This is a genomic window from Microcystis sp. BLCC-F210 (genome assembly GCF_042134685.1).
GTDB classification, from domain to species: domain Bacteria; phylum Cyanobacteriota; class Cyanobacteriia; order Cyanobacteriales; family Microcystaceae; genus Microcystis; species Microcystis aeruginosa_D.
The window spans coordinates 1178392-1194045 of the sequence record NZ_CP169647.1; the positions used below are offsets into that span (position 1 = coordinate 1178392).

A 15654-nucleotide genomic window follows, 5' to 3' on the forward strand; every position below is an offset into this window, starting at 1 on the left:
GTCTATTACTATTTTACTGAATTTTGCCGATTCATGAAAAAAAAGTGTTGCTGCCTTTGGCTAAGATAGAGCGATTACATTTCAATTTTTAATAAGGTCGAGGTTGAAAATTATCAGGAATATCTAATTCAAATACTTGGTCATGAATCCGAGCCACATAAAACCCTTCTTGCAGAATTTTTTCTCGTAATTCGTTGGATAAGTCAACCGATGCTAGTATGCCATAGAGTTTTTTATCTTTGTGTTCAGGAAAAAAGCTGCGAAACCGTTGTAAAATACTTTTTAATTGTGTAATAGATTCCTCTCTAGCATGACTTTTAACCTCAACGATATAGGCAGTATTTAGCTCACCATTAGTATAGGCAAGAACATCAATTTCTAGGTGTTGTCCATTTTTACTGACTCGCACACTGGGACTGATAACTTCCATACCAAACCGTTGTCTGAGAATCGTTTCCATTGAGGGAAGAGCAAGTCCTTCGGTAAAGCTGCCGAATTTTGCACCGAGTCCCCCAATTTGCCGTCCTAATTCTTTGAGTTGTCGGTCGGTTTCCTGTTGTCGTCGCTCGGTTTCCTTCTGTTGTTGGGCGTTTTCCTTCTGTTGTTGACTAACTTCCTTCAATAGTAGGTCAGTTTCCTTGAGTTGTTTGTCAGTTTCTTTGAGTTGTTGGGCGTTTTCTTTCTGTTGTTGACTAACTTCCTTCAATAGTAGATCAGTTTCTTTTTGAGCAGTCGCTAATTCGGCTAAGATTCGCCATACGTCTTCGGATGTAGTTGCCATAGATGATTTTTTCCTTCTGATGTGGTCTATTACTATTTTACTAAATTTTGCCGATTCATGAAAAAAAAGTGTTGCTGCCTTTGGCTAAGATAGAGCGATTACATTTCAATTTTTAATAAGGTCGAGGTTGAAAATTATCAGGAATATCGAGTTCAAATACTTGGTCATGAATCCGAGCCACATAAAACCCTTCTTGCAGAATTTTTTCTCGTAATTCGTTGGATAAGTCAACCGATGCTAGTATGCCATAGAGTTTTTTATCTTTGTGTTCAGGAAAAAAGCTGCGAAACCGTTGTAAAATACTTTTTAATTGTGTAATAGATTCCTCTCTAGCATGACTTTTAACCTCAACGATATAGGCAGTATTTAGCTCACCATTAGTATAGGCAAGAACATCAATTTCTAGGTGTTGTCCATTTTTACTGACTCGCACACTGGGACTGATAACTTCCATACCAAACCGTTGTCTGAGAATCGTTTCCATTGAGGGAAGAGCAAGTCCTTCGGTAAAGCTGCCGAATTTTGCACCGAGTCCCCCAATTTGCCGTCCTAATTCTTTGAGTTGTCGGTCGGTTTCCTGTTGTCGTCGCTCGGTTTCCTTCTGTTGTTGGGCGTTTTCCTTCTGTTGTTGACTAACTTCCTTCAATAGTAGGTCAGTTTCCTTGAGTTGTTTGTCAGTTTCTTTGAGTTGTTGGGCGTTTTCTTTCTGTTGTTGACTAACTTCCTTCAATAGTAGATCAGTTTCTTTTTGAGCAGTCGCTAATTCGGCTAAGATTTGCCATACGTCTTCGGATGTAGTTGCCATAGATGATTTTTTCCCTCTAATTTGGTCTATTACTATTTTACTGAATTTTGCCGATTCATGAAAAAAAAGTGTTGCTGCCTTTGGCTAAGATAGAGCGATTACATTTCAATTTTTAATAAGGTCGAGGTTGAAAATTATCAGGAATATCTAATTCAAATACTTGGTCATGAATCCGAGCCACATAAAACCCTTCTTGCAGAATTTTTTCTCGTAATTCGTTGGATAAGTCAACCGATGCTAGTATGCCATAGAGTTTTTTATCTTTGTGTTCAGGAAAAAAGCTGCGAAACCGTTGTAAAATACTTTTTAATTGTGTAATAGATTCCTCTCTAGCATGACTTTTAACCTCAACGATATAGGCAGTATTTAGCTCACCATTAGTATAGGCAAGAACATCAATTTCTAGGTGTTGTCCATTTTTACTGACTCGCACACTGGGACTGATAACTTCCATACCAAACCGTTGTCTGAGAATCGTTTCCATTGAGGGAAGAGCAAGTCCTTCGGTAAAGCTGCCGAATTTTGCACCAAGTCCCCCAATTTGCCGTCCTAATTCTTTGAGTTGTCGGTCGGTTTCCTGTTGTCGTCGCTCGGTTTCCTTCTGTTGTCGGTCAGTTTCCTTGAGTTGTCGGTCAGTTTCCTTCTGTTGTTGGGCGTTTTCCTTCTGTTGTTGACTAACTTCCTTCAATAGTAGGTCAGTTTCTTTTTGAGCAGCGGTTAATTCAGCTTGAGCAGCAGTTAATTCAGCTTGAGCAGTGGCTAATTCGGCTAAGATTCGCCATACGTCTTCGGATGTAGTTGCCATAGATAAATTTTTTCCTCTGATTTGGTCTATTACTATTTTACTGAATTTTGCCGATTCATGAATAAGAGGGTGTTTTTTCCTTTAGCTAAGATAGAGCGATTACATTTAAATTTTTAATAAGGTCGAGGTTGAAAATTATCAGGAATATCGAGTTCAAATACTTGGTCATGAATCCGAGCCACATAAAACCCTTCTTGCAGAATTTTTTCTCGTAATTCGTTGGATAAGTCAACCGATGCTAGTATGCCATAGAGTTTTTTATCTTTGTGTTCAGGAAAAAAGCTGCGAAAACGTTGCAAAATACTTTTTAATTGTGTAATAGATTCTTCTCTAGCATGACTTTTAACCTCGACGATATAGGCAGTATTTAGCTCACCATTGGTATAGGCAAGGACATCAATTTCTAGGTGTTTTCCATCTTCGCTTGCTCGGACACTGGGACTAACAACTTTCATGCCGAACCGTTGTCTGAGAATCTTTTCCATTGAAGGAAGGGCAAGTCCTTCGGTAAAGCTGCCGAATTTTGCCCCGAGTCCCCCAATTTGCTGACCTAATTCTTTGAGTTGTTTGTCAGTTTTTTTCTGTTGTTGGGCGTTTTCCTTCTGTTGTCGGTCAGTTTCCTTCTGTTGTTGACTAACTTCCTTCAGTTGTTTGTCAGTTTCTTTTTGAGCAGCAGTTAATTCGGCTTGAGCAGCAGTTAATTCGGCCTGAGCAGTCGCTAATTCGGCTAAGATTCGCCATACGTCTTCGGATGTAGTTGCCATAGATAATTTTTTCCCTCTAATTTGGTCTATTACTATTTTACTGAATTTTGCCGATTAATTATTAATTAATCATTGTTAATTAATAGGACAAGAATCACCGCCACCAGCGACTAACATCCTTAATACTTTGATACACTTCTCTTAAGGCGACCTCCTCCCAAAATGAAGGATTAAAGGTGCTAAATTGGGAATAGAATTAACAATTATCTTCATTATCTTGGATTTTTTGGGCTAATTTACGGCTGGTTTGTATTTCTGATTACCATTCTTCTGCTGTGTAATCAATAATGGAAAAACCATACTCAGAGAGAAGTGTATAAAATGTATATTTATCGCAGCCTAATACTTGTGCGCCGATTCCTGCTGAAATTTTTCCTTCTTGATAAAGATGCCCTAATGTATAAATTATGACTTTACGAGAGAATGTTTCTTTTTCTTCTCTGGCAGCAATGAGGAGTTCTTCGGGAAATGTTACGTTAATGTTCATGAGTGTTTAAAAATAATTTGTTTTTCTTGATTTTAGCAGGAATAATATCGCTAATTAATTGATGGTTGATAATTAATATTCTCTATATTGTTCTCTTTAGTTGTTTATAAATTTCATCATCGTTTCGTTTGTCAATCAGCAAGATTTCTATTGTTTGCTCCTCAACACGATAAACGATTCGATATTCACCAATATCGGCTCTATGATAAGAGTATCCTTTTAACTTTAGAGAATCTTGGGGATAGGGATTTGTTCTCAGTTCGGTTATTTTTGTGGCTACTTGTTTGGCGTGTTTATCTGGCAGTTTTTTTAAGCGTTTAGTTGCCTGTCGAGATAGGTTAATCTTAAGCATTTAAAATTTCTGACAGTAAAGCCTCACTTTCTGTTGTTCCGATAAAACCTTCTTGATGAGCTTTTTCTGCCTGTAAAGCCAAAAGTTGATTTTCTAACTCGGAAAATCTCTCAAATTCCTCGATTGACAGCACGACTGCAACATTACGTCCCTTTTTTGCTATCTTTACTGGTTCTCTTCGAGCCAAGTCTAACAGTTCGCCAAAGCGATTTTTTGCTTCTGAGGCTCCTAATGTTTTCATAACTAACCTTTATAGAAACTAGCCATTATGACCATTTTAGCTATTATAGCAATTATTGACAGGAGAATCACCGCCACCAGCGACTAACATCCCTAATCCCTTGATACACTTCTCTTAAAGCAACCTCCCCCCTGTGAGCGCCTTTTTGGTGAATAGTTAATAGTTATCTATTGTCAATTGTCCATTATCAATTAACCGCGATCACATAGAAATAATTATCTTCTAGTCTTTAAGATAATCCAGTATAAGTCTAAGCAAAGATGGCATTAATTCGAGGGGTTAGATGTTCTCTTTGTTCTCTCTCAAGACGAGTTGTAAGTGGAAGTTCTAAGGCAGGTTGAAGAATTGTTTGAGCTTTTTGTTTGTTGCCTCTTCGTAGCTCTATTTCTGCGAGTTCGAGTGCGGCAGGTAGGTTAATATTTTGCTCTAAAGAGTTCTTGAAGCAGGTGATAGCTTGGGGAATATTATTCATACTTTCTCGATAAAAACAACCAAATTCATACCAAATGTAACCGTTTTTTTGTTGATCATATTGGATCGCTTTTTTGTAATAATCAATGGCTTGTTGATGTATTTGTTTTGAAGAAAATTGCAGATAGCTTTTGGATTTAGCTTGATATGCTTTGGCTAAATACAAGTTGATAAGACAATGTTCTGGGTTTTTTGACAGCAACCAGTGAAGTTTTCTAATGGCTTCGTTCCATTGAGGTGGAGTTAATAAAAGCAAGAGATAAGCATGATTTAGAGAAGCAAAATCTAATGTTTTTTCAAGACTCTTATTATTTTTATTCTTGATTTGATAGGTTGCACCTTTAATGATAGGCAGATATAGATTTTTAGCTCTTTCTAATTCTCCATAATCTCGAAAGAAATTAGCTATGTATATTTTGATTTGCCATTGATTTATAGGGAGCTGTATAAACTCCAAAGATTCAGCCAATTGATAGCAAGTTTCATAGTCAAGGTAATCCCGATAGTAACCAAAAAACAAACTCATAATAAAGCGATTATTTGGGTTAAATTCTAGCCAATTACTTGTCTGAACAATTGCTTGCTGCTTTTGGTCAGAGGTTCCATTTCTTCCTACTAATGCTAGATAGCCTTGTCGAATGTGAACATCATCAGGATGAGATTCTAACCAAGTGTTTGTTTGGATAATGGCTTTCTGCTTTTGGTCAGAGGTTCCATGGCTTCCTATTAATGCCAGATAGCCTTGTCGGACATTAACATTATTAGGATGAGATTCTAACCAAGTGTTTGTTTGGATAATGGCTTTCTGCTTTTGGTCAGAGGTTCCATTGCTTCCTATTAATACCAGATAGCCTTGTCGGACATTAAAATCATCATGATGAGATTCTAACCAAGTGTTTGTTTGGATAATGGCTTTCTGCTTTTGGTCAGAGGTTCCATGGCTTCCTATTAATGCCAGATAGCCTTGTCGGACATGAACATTATTAGGATGAGATTCTAACCAAGTGTTTGTTTGGATAATGGCTTTCTGCTTTTGGTCAGAGGTTCCATTGCTTCCTATTAATGCCAGATAGCCTTGTCGGACATGAAAATCATCAGGATGAGATTCTAACCAAGTGTTTGTTTGGATAATGGCTTTCTGCTTTTGGTCAGAGGTTCCATGGCTTCCTATTAATGCCAGATAGCCTTGTCGGACATGAAAATCATCAGGATGAGATTCTAACCAAGTGTTTGTTTGGATAATGGCTTTCTGCTTTTGGTCAGAGGTTCCATGGCTTCCTAGGCTTCCTATTAATGCCAGATAGCCTTGTCGGACATGAAAATCATCAGGATGAGATTCTAACCACATTTGGAATTCAACAATTATTTCTCGTATTTGCTCTGCTTTTCCTCTCTTTTTTATCCAGTTAAATTTATACTGAAATTCATATCCATCCTCTGGTTTAAGAGAAAGAAGTAAATCGAAAACGTGTTCGCTCTTCTCTTTCATATCAATGTTTCGATAAATATCTTGCCACCTAATCAGATTACTAACTCTACATTTCTGTTGAAGAATTGCTACTTTTTCAGAAAAATCTCGTAGAATTTTCTTGACTAAATCCTGCTGATTATTGCTTGTTAAATCTCTTAATTGATGACAAAACCAGCGTTGATGAGTTTCAACTTCACTCTCTAAATTAGGAATTATTACTCTCAAATATTTTTCCAATAAATTAAATAAATAGGGCAAATTCTCTTGATTATTGCGCCGTTTATAGGTGACAGTAATGGCGTATTTAGCAATTTCTTGATGAATCGCTGTTAGTCCCTCGTAACCTGCATAAGAACCTATTTGAATTAATCCTTTTAAATCAGTATCTGGTGCTAGATTAACCACATTATCAATCGCATCTTGAGAATAATTGGGCAAACATAGCGCAAGAATATTTGGATAAACAGCAATACCATACTGATAAAAAGCACAAACTACACCAAATGCTTGATAAACAGGATAATTTGGTTCATTCGGTAACTTTTTGATCACATCCGCAATAATCTGATCAAACGGTTTTCCCTCAGAAAGCTGTAACATTAACGTCAACATCGTCGGCGCATTCATTAATTGAGCTAACTCATTCATAGAAAGACGATTCAAGCGTTCATTAACTCCTTGATCAGCTTGGCGAATTTGCCTTAAAATGCGTTCTCTTTCCTCAATTGAAGATAACTTTAAATCTAAACCCTCAATCCGATAACCCTGATACTCTAATCGCTCTTGCTGATTCTCATTCCAGCGAGTCGTGCCGATAATAATAAGCGGAAACTGAAGCTCATTCTCCTCCAATGCTTCCAGAAAATACTCATCTTCCCGAAACAAATCATCCGCAATTAAATAAATCGGTTTCTGCTGAACTTGTTGCGAAAACTCATAAAGCAAATCCAACCAGGCAAAATTATCTTCCTGCTTTTGTAAAACAATTTCATTCTGCTCCGTTAACTGATAAGCCAACCATTTCATTAATGCCGTTTTACCCTCTCCGGGGTTTCCTCGAATCAAAAAAAATGAAATTCCCTGATAATCTTTCAAACTTTTGGCTAAATTTAAGGCTTCTCCTTGTTGCTCGCGCTCAATATAACTACCTTGAGTAATCAATGACCAATTTTTTGCCGCCGAAGGCAAACGTAAAATCGGAATATTTTCCCCTTTTCGTTTCTTATAAAAATCATGATCTAACAACTCAAACTCAGTCGGCACATAGTCCCGAACTTGACTCAAGGGGTCTTTAGAACTTAATCTTGTTTCGTCTTCATGACCTAAACCTGTTGTAGTAGGATTTGGATCAATGTCACGTTTTTCTAATATTTCACACCATTCAGGATTATCATAAACTCTTGCCAAAGATTCAGCTTCTAAAGATGCCAGACGCTCTCTAATTGGCTGTTTAGATTGTACCCCAATCACTAACCCATAACAAACAATTGCTGATCCCGATGTTCCCTCCCAAAGAGATTGATTTTCTGCTAATCTTTCTAACTGTTTATCTGTTGGTTGAATATCTGGACTATCTTTAATATTTAATAACAAACGGTTATGAGGCGCACGATTAGACACATCGATAGTTCCCTCAATATGTAACCCTGTGGCGTATTTTATACCATCTTCAGAATACCGTAAAAATTGGGGAAAGCCCAAACAGTCAAATTTAACTTTTTGGGTGCTACTCGCATCAGGTAACACCCCAAAACCTACAGGATTACAAGTTTCGATAGTTTCTGGTAATTCTACTAAGGCTATATCGATATTATCGGGAGCTTTCCAAATTACCTTAGCGTCTATGTCTTGCTTATCAGAATAGTTTGATGCTGATCTAAATCGTACTTTACAGTCGTTACTATTATCAAATAGATGCCGACAAGTCAAGAGTAAACGTCCCCCAATTCGATAGGCAGTGCCGTATTTAGGGGCAACAATTTCTAAAGCGCGATCGGGTTGGAATTGGGGCATAACTTATCGGATTGATGTAACCTATTCTTCTGGGATGGCGATGGGTTACGCTTCGCTAACCCATCCTACAAATTAACTGCTTTGGGGGCAAGCATTGCGTCCCTAGGGGTATAAAATTCTAATCGGGAATATCATCACTTGCTGTCTTGATAGGTCCTCCATCTTTCCCAATGGGTTTAAGGGGAATTTTAATTCTATGGGTTATCGTATCCTTGTTGGTGACACCCCCACCCATTTCTACTACCCAAAATTTTAGCCCACCTTTGCCTTCTTTCGACTGCTCAACCACAAATTGAACCTCTAATTCAATTTCACCCACCTCAAAGCGAATCTGCTCACCCTCAGAGGCTAAAATAGATTTACTCAGTTCAACCCGCAATGCTTCTAAGGTTTCTCGAAGTCCAACATTATTGATGGCCATATTAATTCTCTAGTTATTTTTGAAAGATGCAAACCAAAACCCTTTCAACTCTATCGTTTTTCTGAAACATTAGGGCAGAGGGATTGCCTTTCCCAAATTGAGATAATAGCCCAACCCGATCGCTAAGGGAAGCGCGGGTTAGGAAAAGAAATCGTCATTCGGCTCCATTACCGACCTCAACAAGGAAATTACAGATTTTTTCAAGCTAGGATCAAAGATTTTGTATCGAAAAATACAAAACCTGCGAAAGTGACTGTTTAGGATGGTTTTTTTGAGAAGCTTAAGAACCGATCCATACATCAAAGGAGTTTTCCATGCCCGAAACGCCACAAGAAGTCTTGAAAATGATTCAGGACAACAATATTAAGATTATTGACCTGAAATTTATTGATATGCCCGGTATCTGGCAACATTGCTCGTTCTACTACGACCAAATCGATGAAAGCTCTTTCAGCGATGGTGTTGCTTTCGATGGTTCCAGTATTCGCGGTTGGAAAGCAATTAACGAATCTGATATGGCCATGGTTCCCGATCCTACCACCGCTTGGATCGATCCCTTCTACAAGGAACCGACCCTAAGCATGATCTGTAGCATTAAAGAACCGAGAACCGGTGAATGGTATAGCCGCGATCCTCGCTCTATTGCCCAGAAAGCGATCGATTATCTCGGCACTACCGGTTTAGGTGATACCGTATATTTTGGACCGGAAGCAGAATTTTTCCTTTTTGATAGCGCTCGTTTTGACCAAACCGCCAACGCCGGCTATTATTACATGGATAGTGTCGAAGGTCGTTGGAATAGCGGTAAAGACGAAAAAGACGGAAATCTTGCCTATAAACCCGCCTACAAACAGGGTTATTTCCCCGTTAGTCCCACCGATACCTCTCAAGATATTCGCACGGAAATGCTCTTAACCATGGCCGACTGCGGAGTTCCCATCGAAAAACATCACCACGAAGTCGCTACCGGTGGTCAAAATGAGTTAGGGATTAAATTCTCTACCCTAGTACGGGCCGCCGACTACTTGATGACCTACAAATACTGCATCAAGAACGTGGCTAAGAAATACGGTAAAACCGTCACCTTTATGCCTAAACCCATCTTTGGTGATAATGGTTCTGGGATGCACGTTCACCAGTCTATCTGGAAAGATGGTCAACCCCTGTTCGCTGGCGATAAATACGCTGGACTCAGCCAAATGGCACTGTACTACATCGGTGGTTTGCTTAAACACGCTCCTGCACTCTTAGCTTTAACTAACCCCACCACCAACTCTTACAAGCGTCTCGTCCCCGGTTTTGAGGCCCCAGTAAACCTGGCCTACTCCCAAGGTAATCGCTCCGCTTCGATTCGGATTCCTTTATCGGGAAGCAACCCGAAAGCTAAACGTTTAGAATTCCGTTGTCCTGACGCGACTTCTAACCCCTACCTCGCTTTTGCAGCTATGCTCTGTGCGGGTATCGATGGGATTAAAAATCAAATTGAACCGGGAGAACCTCTCGATGTGGATATCTACGAACTCAGTCCCGAAGAATTGTCAAAAATACCCTCTACCCCCGGTTCTCTGGAAGCAGCTCTAGAAAGTCTCGAAAAAGATCACGCTTTCTTGACCGATTCTGGTGTTTTTACCGAAGACTTTATCCAAAACTGGATCACCTACAAACTCGATAACGAAGTTAACCCGATGCGCTTACGTCCCCACCCCTACGAGTTCTCTCTCTACTACGATGTTTAAGGTTTGATTGAATAATCATCAATCCTAGGGTAGGCTTTTTGCCTGCCCCTTTTTTTCGGAATCAGCAGGGGAATTATGAATTATGAATTATGAATTATGAATTATGAATTATAAATTATAAATTATATAGCGGTTCTCGCATCTGTGCGTCACACTTAAACCTTTGCTGATTAAGCTGTTCAGAATCGGGAATGTACCTCTTGTGAATCAGAAACGCTATAAATTATAAATTATGAATTATGAATTATGAATTATGAATTATGAATTGGGGAGCGGGGAGATGGGATAATAAATAAAAACTGAATACTGATACTAAATCCGGTTATTAAAAACTGATTATTTATTTCCTTTTGCCTTTTGCATGAGTAGAAAACGGGTTTCTCCGAGAAACCCGTTTTCTGTGCGTTACTCAACGGATTTAGTATTACTGCCTAATCAAACAACAATCTTAAGCTTTATCTCCTCAGTCCTCAACAGTGATAGAATTGCCCTCATAGCTAGGGGTGTCTGAGATAATCAGGCTGAGAAAGACCCTTAGAACCTGAGACTGGGTAATTCCAGCGTAGGGAAGCTGTTTACAGAGGAAATAAAATTATGAGACAAGAATGGGTTGCCCCCCGGCGCGGACAGGCAAATGTATCGCAAATGCACTACGCCCGTCAGGGGATAATTACCGAAGAGATGACGTATGTGGCAAAACGGGAAAATCTCTCTCCCGAATTGATTCGCAGCGAAATCGCCCGAGGAAGACTGATTATTCCCGCTAATATCAATCACCTCAACCTCGAACCTATGGCGATCGGTATTGCTTCTAAGTGTAAAGTTAATGCTAATATCGGGGCTTCCCCTAACTCCTCGAATATTAACGAAGAACTGGAAAAATTACACCTAGCGGTCAAATACGGCGCGGATACGGTGATGGATCTTTCCACTGGTGGCGGTAATTTGGACGAAATTCGCACCGCGATTATCAATGCTTCTCCTGTCCCCATCGGTACTGTACCCATCTATCAAGCGGTGGAAAGTGTTCACGGCAATATTGAAAAACTCACCCCCGAAGATTTCCTCCATATTATCGAAAAACACGCCCAGCAAGGGGTAGATTACATGACGATTCACGCGGGAATCCTCATCGAACACCTGCCTTTAGTCAAAACCCGTCTGACCGGGATTGTCTCCCGGGGTGGTGGTATTATTGCTAAGTGGATGTTACACCACCACAAGCAAAATCCTCTCTACACCCATTTCGACGAAATTATCGAGATTTTCCAGCGTTATGACGTTTCTTTTAGTCTCGGTGACTCCCTGCGTCCCGGTTGTACCCACGATGCTTCCGACGCGGCCCAATTAGCGGAATTGAAAACCCTCGGTCAACTAACGCGTCGCGCTTGGGAACACGATGTACAGGTGATGGTGGAAGGACCGGGCCATGTTCCCATGGACCAAATTGAATTTAATGTGAAAAAACAGATGGAGGAGTGTAGCGAAGCACCTTTCTATGTTCTTGGTCCCCTTGTCACCGATATTGCCCCAGGCTACGATCATATCACCTCGGCGATCGGAGCGGCTCTGGCGGGTTGGTACGGAACGGCGATGTTATGTTATGTCACCCCGAAAGAACATCTCGGTTTACCCAACGCTGAAGATGTGCGAAATGGCTTAATTGCCTACAAAATAGCGGCTCATGCGGCAGATATCGCCCGTCATCGTCCTGGAGCGCGCGATCGTGACGATGAACTCTCCATTGCTCGTTATAACTTCGATTGGAACCGTCAATTTCAGTTATCCTTGGATCCTGATCGCGCTAAGGAATACCACGATGAGACTTTACCCGCAGATATCTATAAAACTGCGGAGTTTTGTTCGATGTGTGGACCGAAATTCTGTCCTATGCAAACTAAGGTCGATGCCGATGCGATTACGGAATTGGAAAAGTTTCTCGCTAGTCAGAATCAAGACAATTTAACCCCAGTTTAAACGGGAGTCATGGGAAGGGCTGACTTGATTTCAGCCCTATTCCTAGGATAAAATTCAAAATTATGGCAATAGCCGCCATTTTTTTGACTAATTGACCCGTTTTTCCAGATATTGACCGATCATCAATTCTTGACCGGCGCGAGAGATAATAGTTTGTCGAGTGCGATATTGTTGACCGATAAGTTTAATTTCTTCTTCAAAGACAGAACCGGCGTATTCTGTTCTCAGACAGAGAGTAGAGGGGTTAGGAAAGGTATAAATGGCACTAACGGGTTTATCCGTCGCAAATCCCCGATCGCGATAGAGAATATTATCTAAAATACCGAATATAGTGGAACCGTTGGAGGGTTTTTTACTCTGGGGACGGAGATAATTACTTTGCCAAGTCACTTCCGTGCCACCTAATAAAGTTGTATCTTCCAGATTATGTAAACGGGCCAGTTGAATTAATGGTTCGCTGCCCTGGGGTAAATATTTAATCTCGATGGCGCTGATAACTTCTTGGGGTTCCGTTTCTTGGGTGAGGGTGTAATAACGTCTCTGGGATTGCCAGCGTCCTTCTGTCTGCTTAAAAAAGGCTAAAGCCAAAGTTTCTAGGGATAATTGGGCGGTTTGAATTAATGTCATAGAAATAAAACCTTTCCTGTTTTTTGGTAGAGCAGATTTGTTATCCTTTGTCAAGAGTTTGCCAGAGAACTGTTACACATCTTAATACAATTATAAGCTGTTAAGTATTTAAATTGCCGGTTGAGATGAGGCAGGAGATGGGGTGGTCACTGCGTGCGCGTTGCGGGGGGTTTTGGGGTTTTGGGGTTTTAGTTGAAATTCCCCCACTTCCCCACTTCCCCACTTCCCCACTTCCCCACTTCCCCACTTCCCCACTTCCCCACTTCCCCACTTCCCCACTTCCCCATTTCCCCATTTCCCCACTTCCCCATCTCCCAACCCCTTTTTTACTTTTTACTTGTCACCCGATCTGTCCAGTCTTGCTATTGTTAAAAATATAGAACCTCCGAAAAAGGTCTCAACTCTGTGCAGTTAAAACAAGTCATCATCGCTCATAAGGCCAACCATCCCCAAAGTAAAGCATGGGCGGAAAAATGCGCTAAACAGTTAGAAGCCCGTCAGTGTAAAGTTTTAATGGGACCCAGTGGCTTTAAAGATAATCCCTATCCGGTATTTTTAGCCTCAGCATCGGAAAAAATCGACCTTGCCATCGTTTTGGGGGGAGATGGAACCATTTTAGCCGCCGCTCGCTATTTAGCTCACGAAGACATTCCAATTTTAGCGGTGAATGTTGGCGGCCATCTGGGATTTTTAACGGAACCTTTGGAGATTTTTCAAGATACAGAGACGGTCTGGGAGCGTTTACAATCCGATCGCTATGCGGTACAACAACGGATGATGTTAATGGCCAGAATCTATGAAGGAGATAAAAGAAACCCGCAGCCAGTGAGCGAGGCATTTTATGCCCTGAATGAGATGTGTGTGAAACCCGCTAGTATCGATAGGATGCCCACCTCGATCCTCGAAATCGAAGTGGACGGGGAAGTAGTAGATCAGTACCAAGGCGATGGTTTATTAGTGGCTACTCCCACGGGGTCCACCTGTTACACCGCTTCCGCTAATGGTCCGATTATACACCCCGGCATGGAAGCGATCGCTGTCACCCCGATTTGTCCCTTGAGTCTCTCCAGTCGGCCGATTGTCATTCCCCCAGCATCTCTGGTTAGTATTTGGCCCCTAGGAGACTACGAATTAAATACTAAACTTTGGATGGATGGTGCTTTAGCCACTTCCATTTGGCCCGGGCAATGGGTGGGAGTTACTAAAGCCGAAAAATTCGCCCAATTTATCATCCTGCGGGAAAGTTATTCTTTTTATCAGACTCTACAGGAAAAATTGCAATGGGCCGGGGCGAGAATTCATTATGATGGCAATCGTCATAATTAGGGTTTGCGGCAAAAAGTTTGTTGGTGGAGGCAGGGTGTGGGGTGTAGGGTTTTACTGATTTTGAGGACGTTCGGCGAGACTTCGGCGTGAGCTCAGTCGAACGCTCAGTCGAGTGGACGGTGAGCTTGTCGAACCGCCGGGGTCAATTACCTAATTTTCAGGGAAAAAGTCCAGGAATTTTCCCCCCAATCACTCCCATATTTGGTACTTTTTGATTGACAAAAAGTCTAAAAGTCTTACCCAACAAGGTTTTTAGATTTATTCAGCCAACCCTAATTAATGATCGACACCGCTAACTTCTAAGCGCCAGCAATCTTTCAATAATTGAATTAATTCCCCTCTAGAGCAATGGAGAGAACGCAACACACCCAAAAGCTGAACTAAATCGTAGGGTGACTCGATCTGCACCGTCAGGGGGGAGTACATTGGACATTGACAGCAAATACCAAGGGAAAGAAGACGATAATAGACTTCCCGTCTTTCCCCAGAGGAGAGAGGTGGGCAGTAAAGGAGTTTTTCGGGGGGACTATTCATGGTTGCGGGGGAAATATTATAACTTCATTATCACACAGTTGCAAATAATTATCAATTGGTTGAAAGCTAATTGCGATCATTCTCAGTCTCGATCGAGGGGATATTTCGAGGTGAAATCTTGGTCTTTGGCTGTTGACAGCTTTGAATGAGGGGTATAAGGAAGCTCATCTTTGGTAAGTCCCATCAGTTGGAGGAAATTTTTCTGGAATATCCCTGTTGATTTTATTGAGAAAATCATGCAATAATTAGAGGGGAAGGTAATTCTACTAGCGGTGGTACTTATGCGGGAACCTCTCGTCACTCGTCTATTTCAACCCCGTGACCCCCTACCCTCGCGTCTGGATGCTCTTTGGTTAATCAATCGCGGTGTGGTTAAGGTGATGACGTGGGATGAGGAAGGAGAAATCGTCATCCTCGGCTATTGGGGAGAAAATGATGTGGTCGGCCGTCCCCTATCGCAGATTCAACCCTACGAGATGCAGTGCTGCACTAGCGTTGAAGCTACTTGTCTTCCTCTTGAACGGGGTAGCAGTCTTTCCTCGGCTCTCTGTCGTCACGTTCAACAAACTGAGCATTGGCTCTGTTCCCTGCGTCGCGATCGGCCTAGGCTGCGTTTTCTGAAAACTCTAATTCAATTATCGCAAAAGTTCGGTCGTCCCGCAGAAACGGGCCAGCGTATCGATATCCGTTTCACTCATCGGGAATTAGCCGAAATGGTCGGGATGACCAGAGTGAGCATTACCCGACTCATCAATGAATTCGAGCAACAAGGTCTGATTTCTCGTGCGGGAGGACATATTATTGTTTTACCTTCTGCTGACACCCAATTTCATCCTTATTAGG

Annotated in this window: 15 protein-coding genes, 1 pseudogene and 1 riboswitch; of the genes and pseudogenes, 4 read left to right on the top strand and 12 right to left on the bottom strand. The window is 41.2% G+C overall.

Going from position 1 to position 15654, the window contains the following annotated elements; translation table 11 throughout:
* Positions 1–88: 88 nt before the first annotated feature.
* The 9 genes and pseudogenes from ACE3JL_RS05665 to ACE3JL_RS05705 all read right to left on the bottom strand — a co-directional run bounded on the left by ACE3JL_RS05665 (position 89) and on the right by ACE3JL_RS05705 (position 8611).
* Positions 89–781, bottom strand: coding sequence for a DUF3782 domain-containing protein (locus tag ACE3JL_RS05665; protein WP_375329031.1), 693 nt, complete (start codon positions 779–781; stop codon positions 89–91).
* 112 nt (positions 782–893) lie between these two features.
* The gene (locus ACE3JL_RS05670) at positions 894–1586 is read right to left on the bottom strand and encodes a DUF3782 domain-containing protein (protein ID WP_375329032.1); all 693 of its coding nucleotides are present in this window, start codon (positions 1584–1586) and stop codon (positions 894–896) included.
* Between the two features lie 112 nt (positions 1587–1698).
* Positions 1699–2391: a DUF3782 domain-containing protein gene (locus ACE3JL_RS05675; RefSeq protein ID WP_375329033.1), complete on the bottom strand. Its 693-nt coding sequence runs from the start codon at positions 2389–2391 to the stop codon at positions 1699–1701.
* Between the two features lie 113 nt (positions 2392–2504).
* Positions 2505–3155, bottom strand: a complete 651-nt coding sequence (locus ACE3JL_RS05680) for a DUF3782 domain-containing protein (protein ID WP_375329034.1) — start codon at positions 3153–3155, stop codon at positions 2505–2507.
* Positions 3156–3351: 196 nt separating this feature from the next.
* Positions 3352–3642 (bottom strand): annotated as a pseudogene (locus tag ACE3JL_RS05685) (UPF0175 family protein).
* An 82-nt stretch (positions 3643–3724) separates the two neighbouring features.
* Positions 3725–3994: a type II toxin-antitoxin system RelE/ParE family toxin gene (locus tag ACE3JL_RS05690; RefSeq protein WP_002787830.1), complete on the bottom strand. Its 270-nt coding sequence runs from the start codon at positions 3992–3994 to the stop codon at positions 3725–3727.
* Entirely contained in the window at positions 3987–4235 is a 249-nt protein-coding gene (locus ACE3JL_RS05695) for a type II toxin-antitoxin system Phd/YefM family antitoxin (RefSeq protein WP_002739617.1), read from the bottom strand. The genes ACE3JL_RS05690 and ACE3JL_RS05695 overlap by 8 nt, the downstream gene beginning before the upstream one ends.
* Positions 4236–4485: 250 nt before the next feature.
* On the bottom strand, positions 4486–8190 hold the full coding sequence (locus ACE3JL_RS05700) for a trypsin-like serine protease (RefSeq protein WP_375329035.1): 3705 nt from the start codon (positions 8188–8190) through the stop codon (positions 4486–4488).
* Positions 8191–8308: 118 nt separating this feature from the next.
* On the bottom strand, positions 8309–8611 hold the full coding sequence (locus tag ACE3JL_RS05705) for a trypco2 family protein (protein ID WP_271988203.1): 303 nt from the start codon (positions 8609–8611) through the stop codon (positions 8309–8311).
* A gap of 314 nt (positions 8612–8925) precedes the next feature.
* Between ACE3JL_RS05705 and glnA the strand changes: the two genes are divergently transcribed.
* On the top strand, positions 8926–10347 hold the full coding sequence (glnA, locus tag ACE3JL_RS05710; RefSeq protein WP_271988204.1) for a type I glutamate--ammonia ligase: 1422 nt from the start codon (positions 8926–8928) through the stop codon (positions 10345–10347).
* A gap of 489 nt (positions 10348–10836) precedes the next feature.
* A riboswitch (TPP riboswitch) is annotated at positions 10837–10933 on the top strand.
* Between the two features lie 8 nt (positions 10934–10941).
* On the top strand, positions 10942–12324 hold the full coding sequence (gene thiC / locus ACE3JL_RS05715; RefSeq protein ID WP_002757174.1) for a phosphomethylpyrimidine synthase: 1383 nt from the start codon (positions 10942–10944) through the stop codon (positions 12322–12324).
* A gap of 87 nt (positions 12325–12411) precedes the next feature.
* Here the strand turns inward: thiC and ACE3JL_RS05720 are convergent, their stop codons facing one another.
* Together ACE3JL_RS05720 and ACE3JL_RS05725 are read right to left on the bottom strand one after the other, a co-directional pair.
* Positions 12412–12951: a phycobiliprotein lyase gene (locus ACE3JL_RS05720; protein ID WP_002738011.1), complete on the bottom strand. Its 540-nt coding sequence runs from the start codon at positions 12949–12951 to the stop codon at positions 12412–12414.
* A 108-nt stretch (positions 12952–13059) separates the two neighbouring features.
* On the bottom strand, positions 13060–13254 hold the full coding sequence (locus ACE3JL_RS05725) for a hypothetical protein (RefSeq protein WP_375329036.1): 195 nt from the start codon (positions 13252–13254) through the stop codon (positions 13060–13062).
* A 102-nt stretch (positions 13255–13356) separates the two neighbouring features.
* On the opposite strand from ACE3JL_RS05725, the gene ACE3JL_RS05730 reads away from it, so the two are divergent.
* The gene (locus ACE3JL_RS05730) at positions 13357–14277 is read left to right on the top strand and encodes an NAD(+) kinase (protein WP_271988618.1); all 921 of its coding nucleotides are present in this window, start codon (positions 13357–13359) and stop codon (positions 14275–14277) included.
* 276 nt (positions 14278–14553) lie between these two features.
* Here the strand turns inward: ACE3JL_RS05730 and ACE3JL_RS05735 are convergent, their stop codons facing one another.
* A complete protein-coding gene (locus ACE3JL_RS05735; protein ID WP_375329038.1) occupies positions 14554–14811 on the bottom strand; it encodes an Asr1405/Asl0597 family protein in 258 nt (85 codons plus the stop codon).
* Between the two features lie 281 nt (positions 14812–15092).
* Between ACE3JL_RS05735 and ACE3JL_RS05740 the strand changes: the two genes are divergently transcribed.
* Complete coding sequence (locus ACE3JL_RS05740) at positions 15093–15653, top strand: Crp/Fnr family transcriptional regulator (RefSeq protein ID WP_002742223.1); 561 nt, start codon at positions 15093–15095, stop codon at positions 15651–15653.
* Position 15654 lies beyond the last annotated feature (1 nt).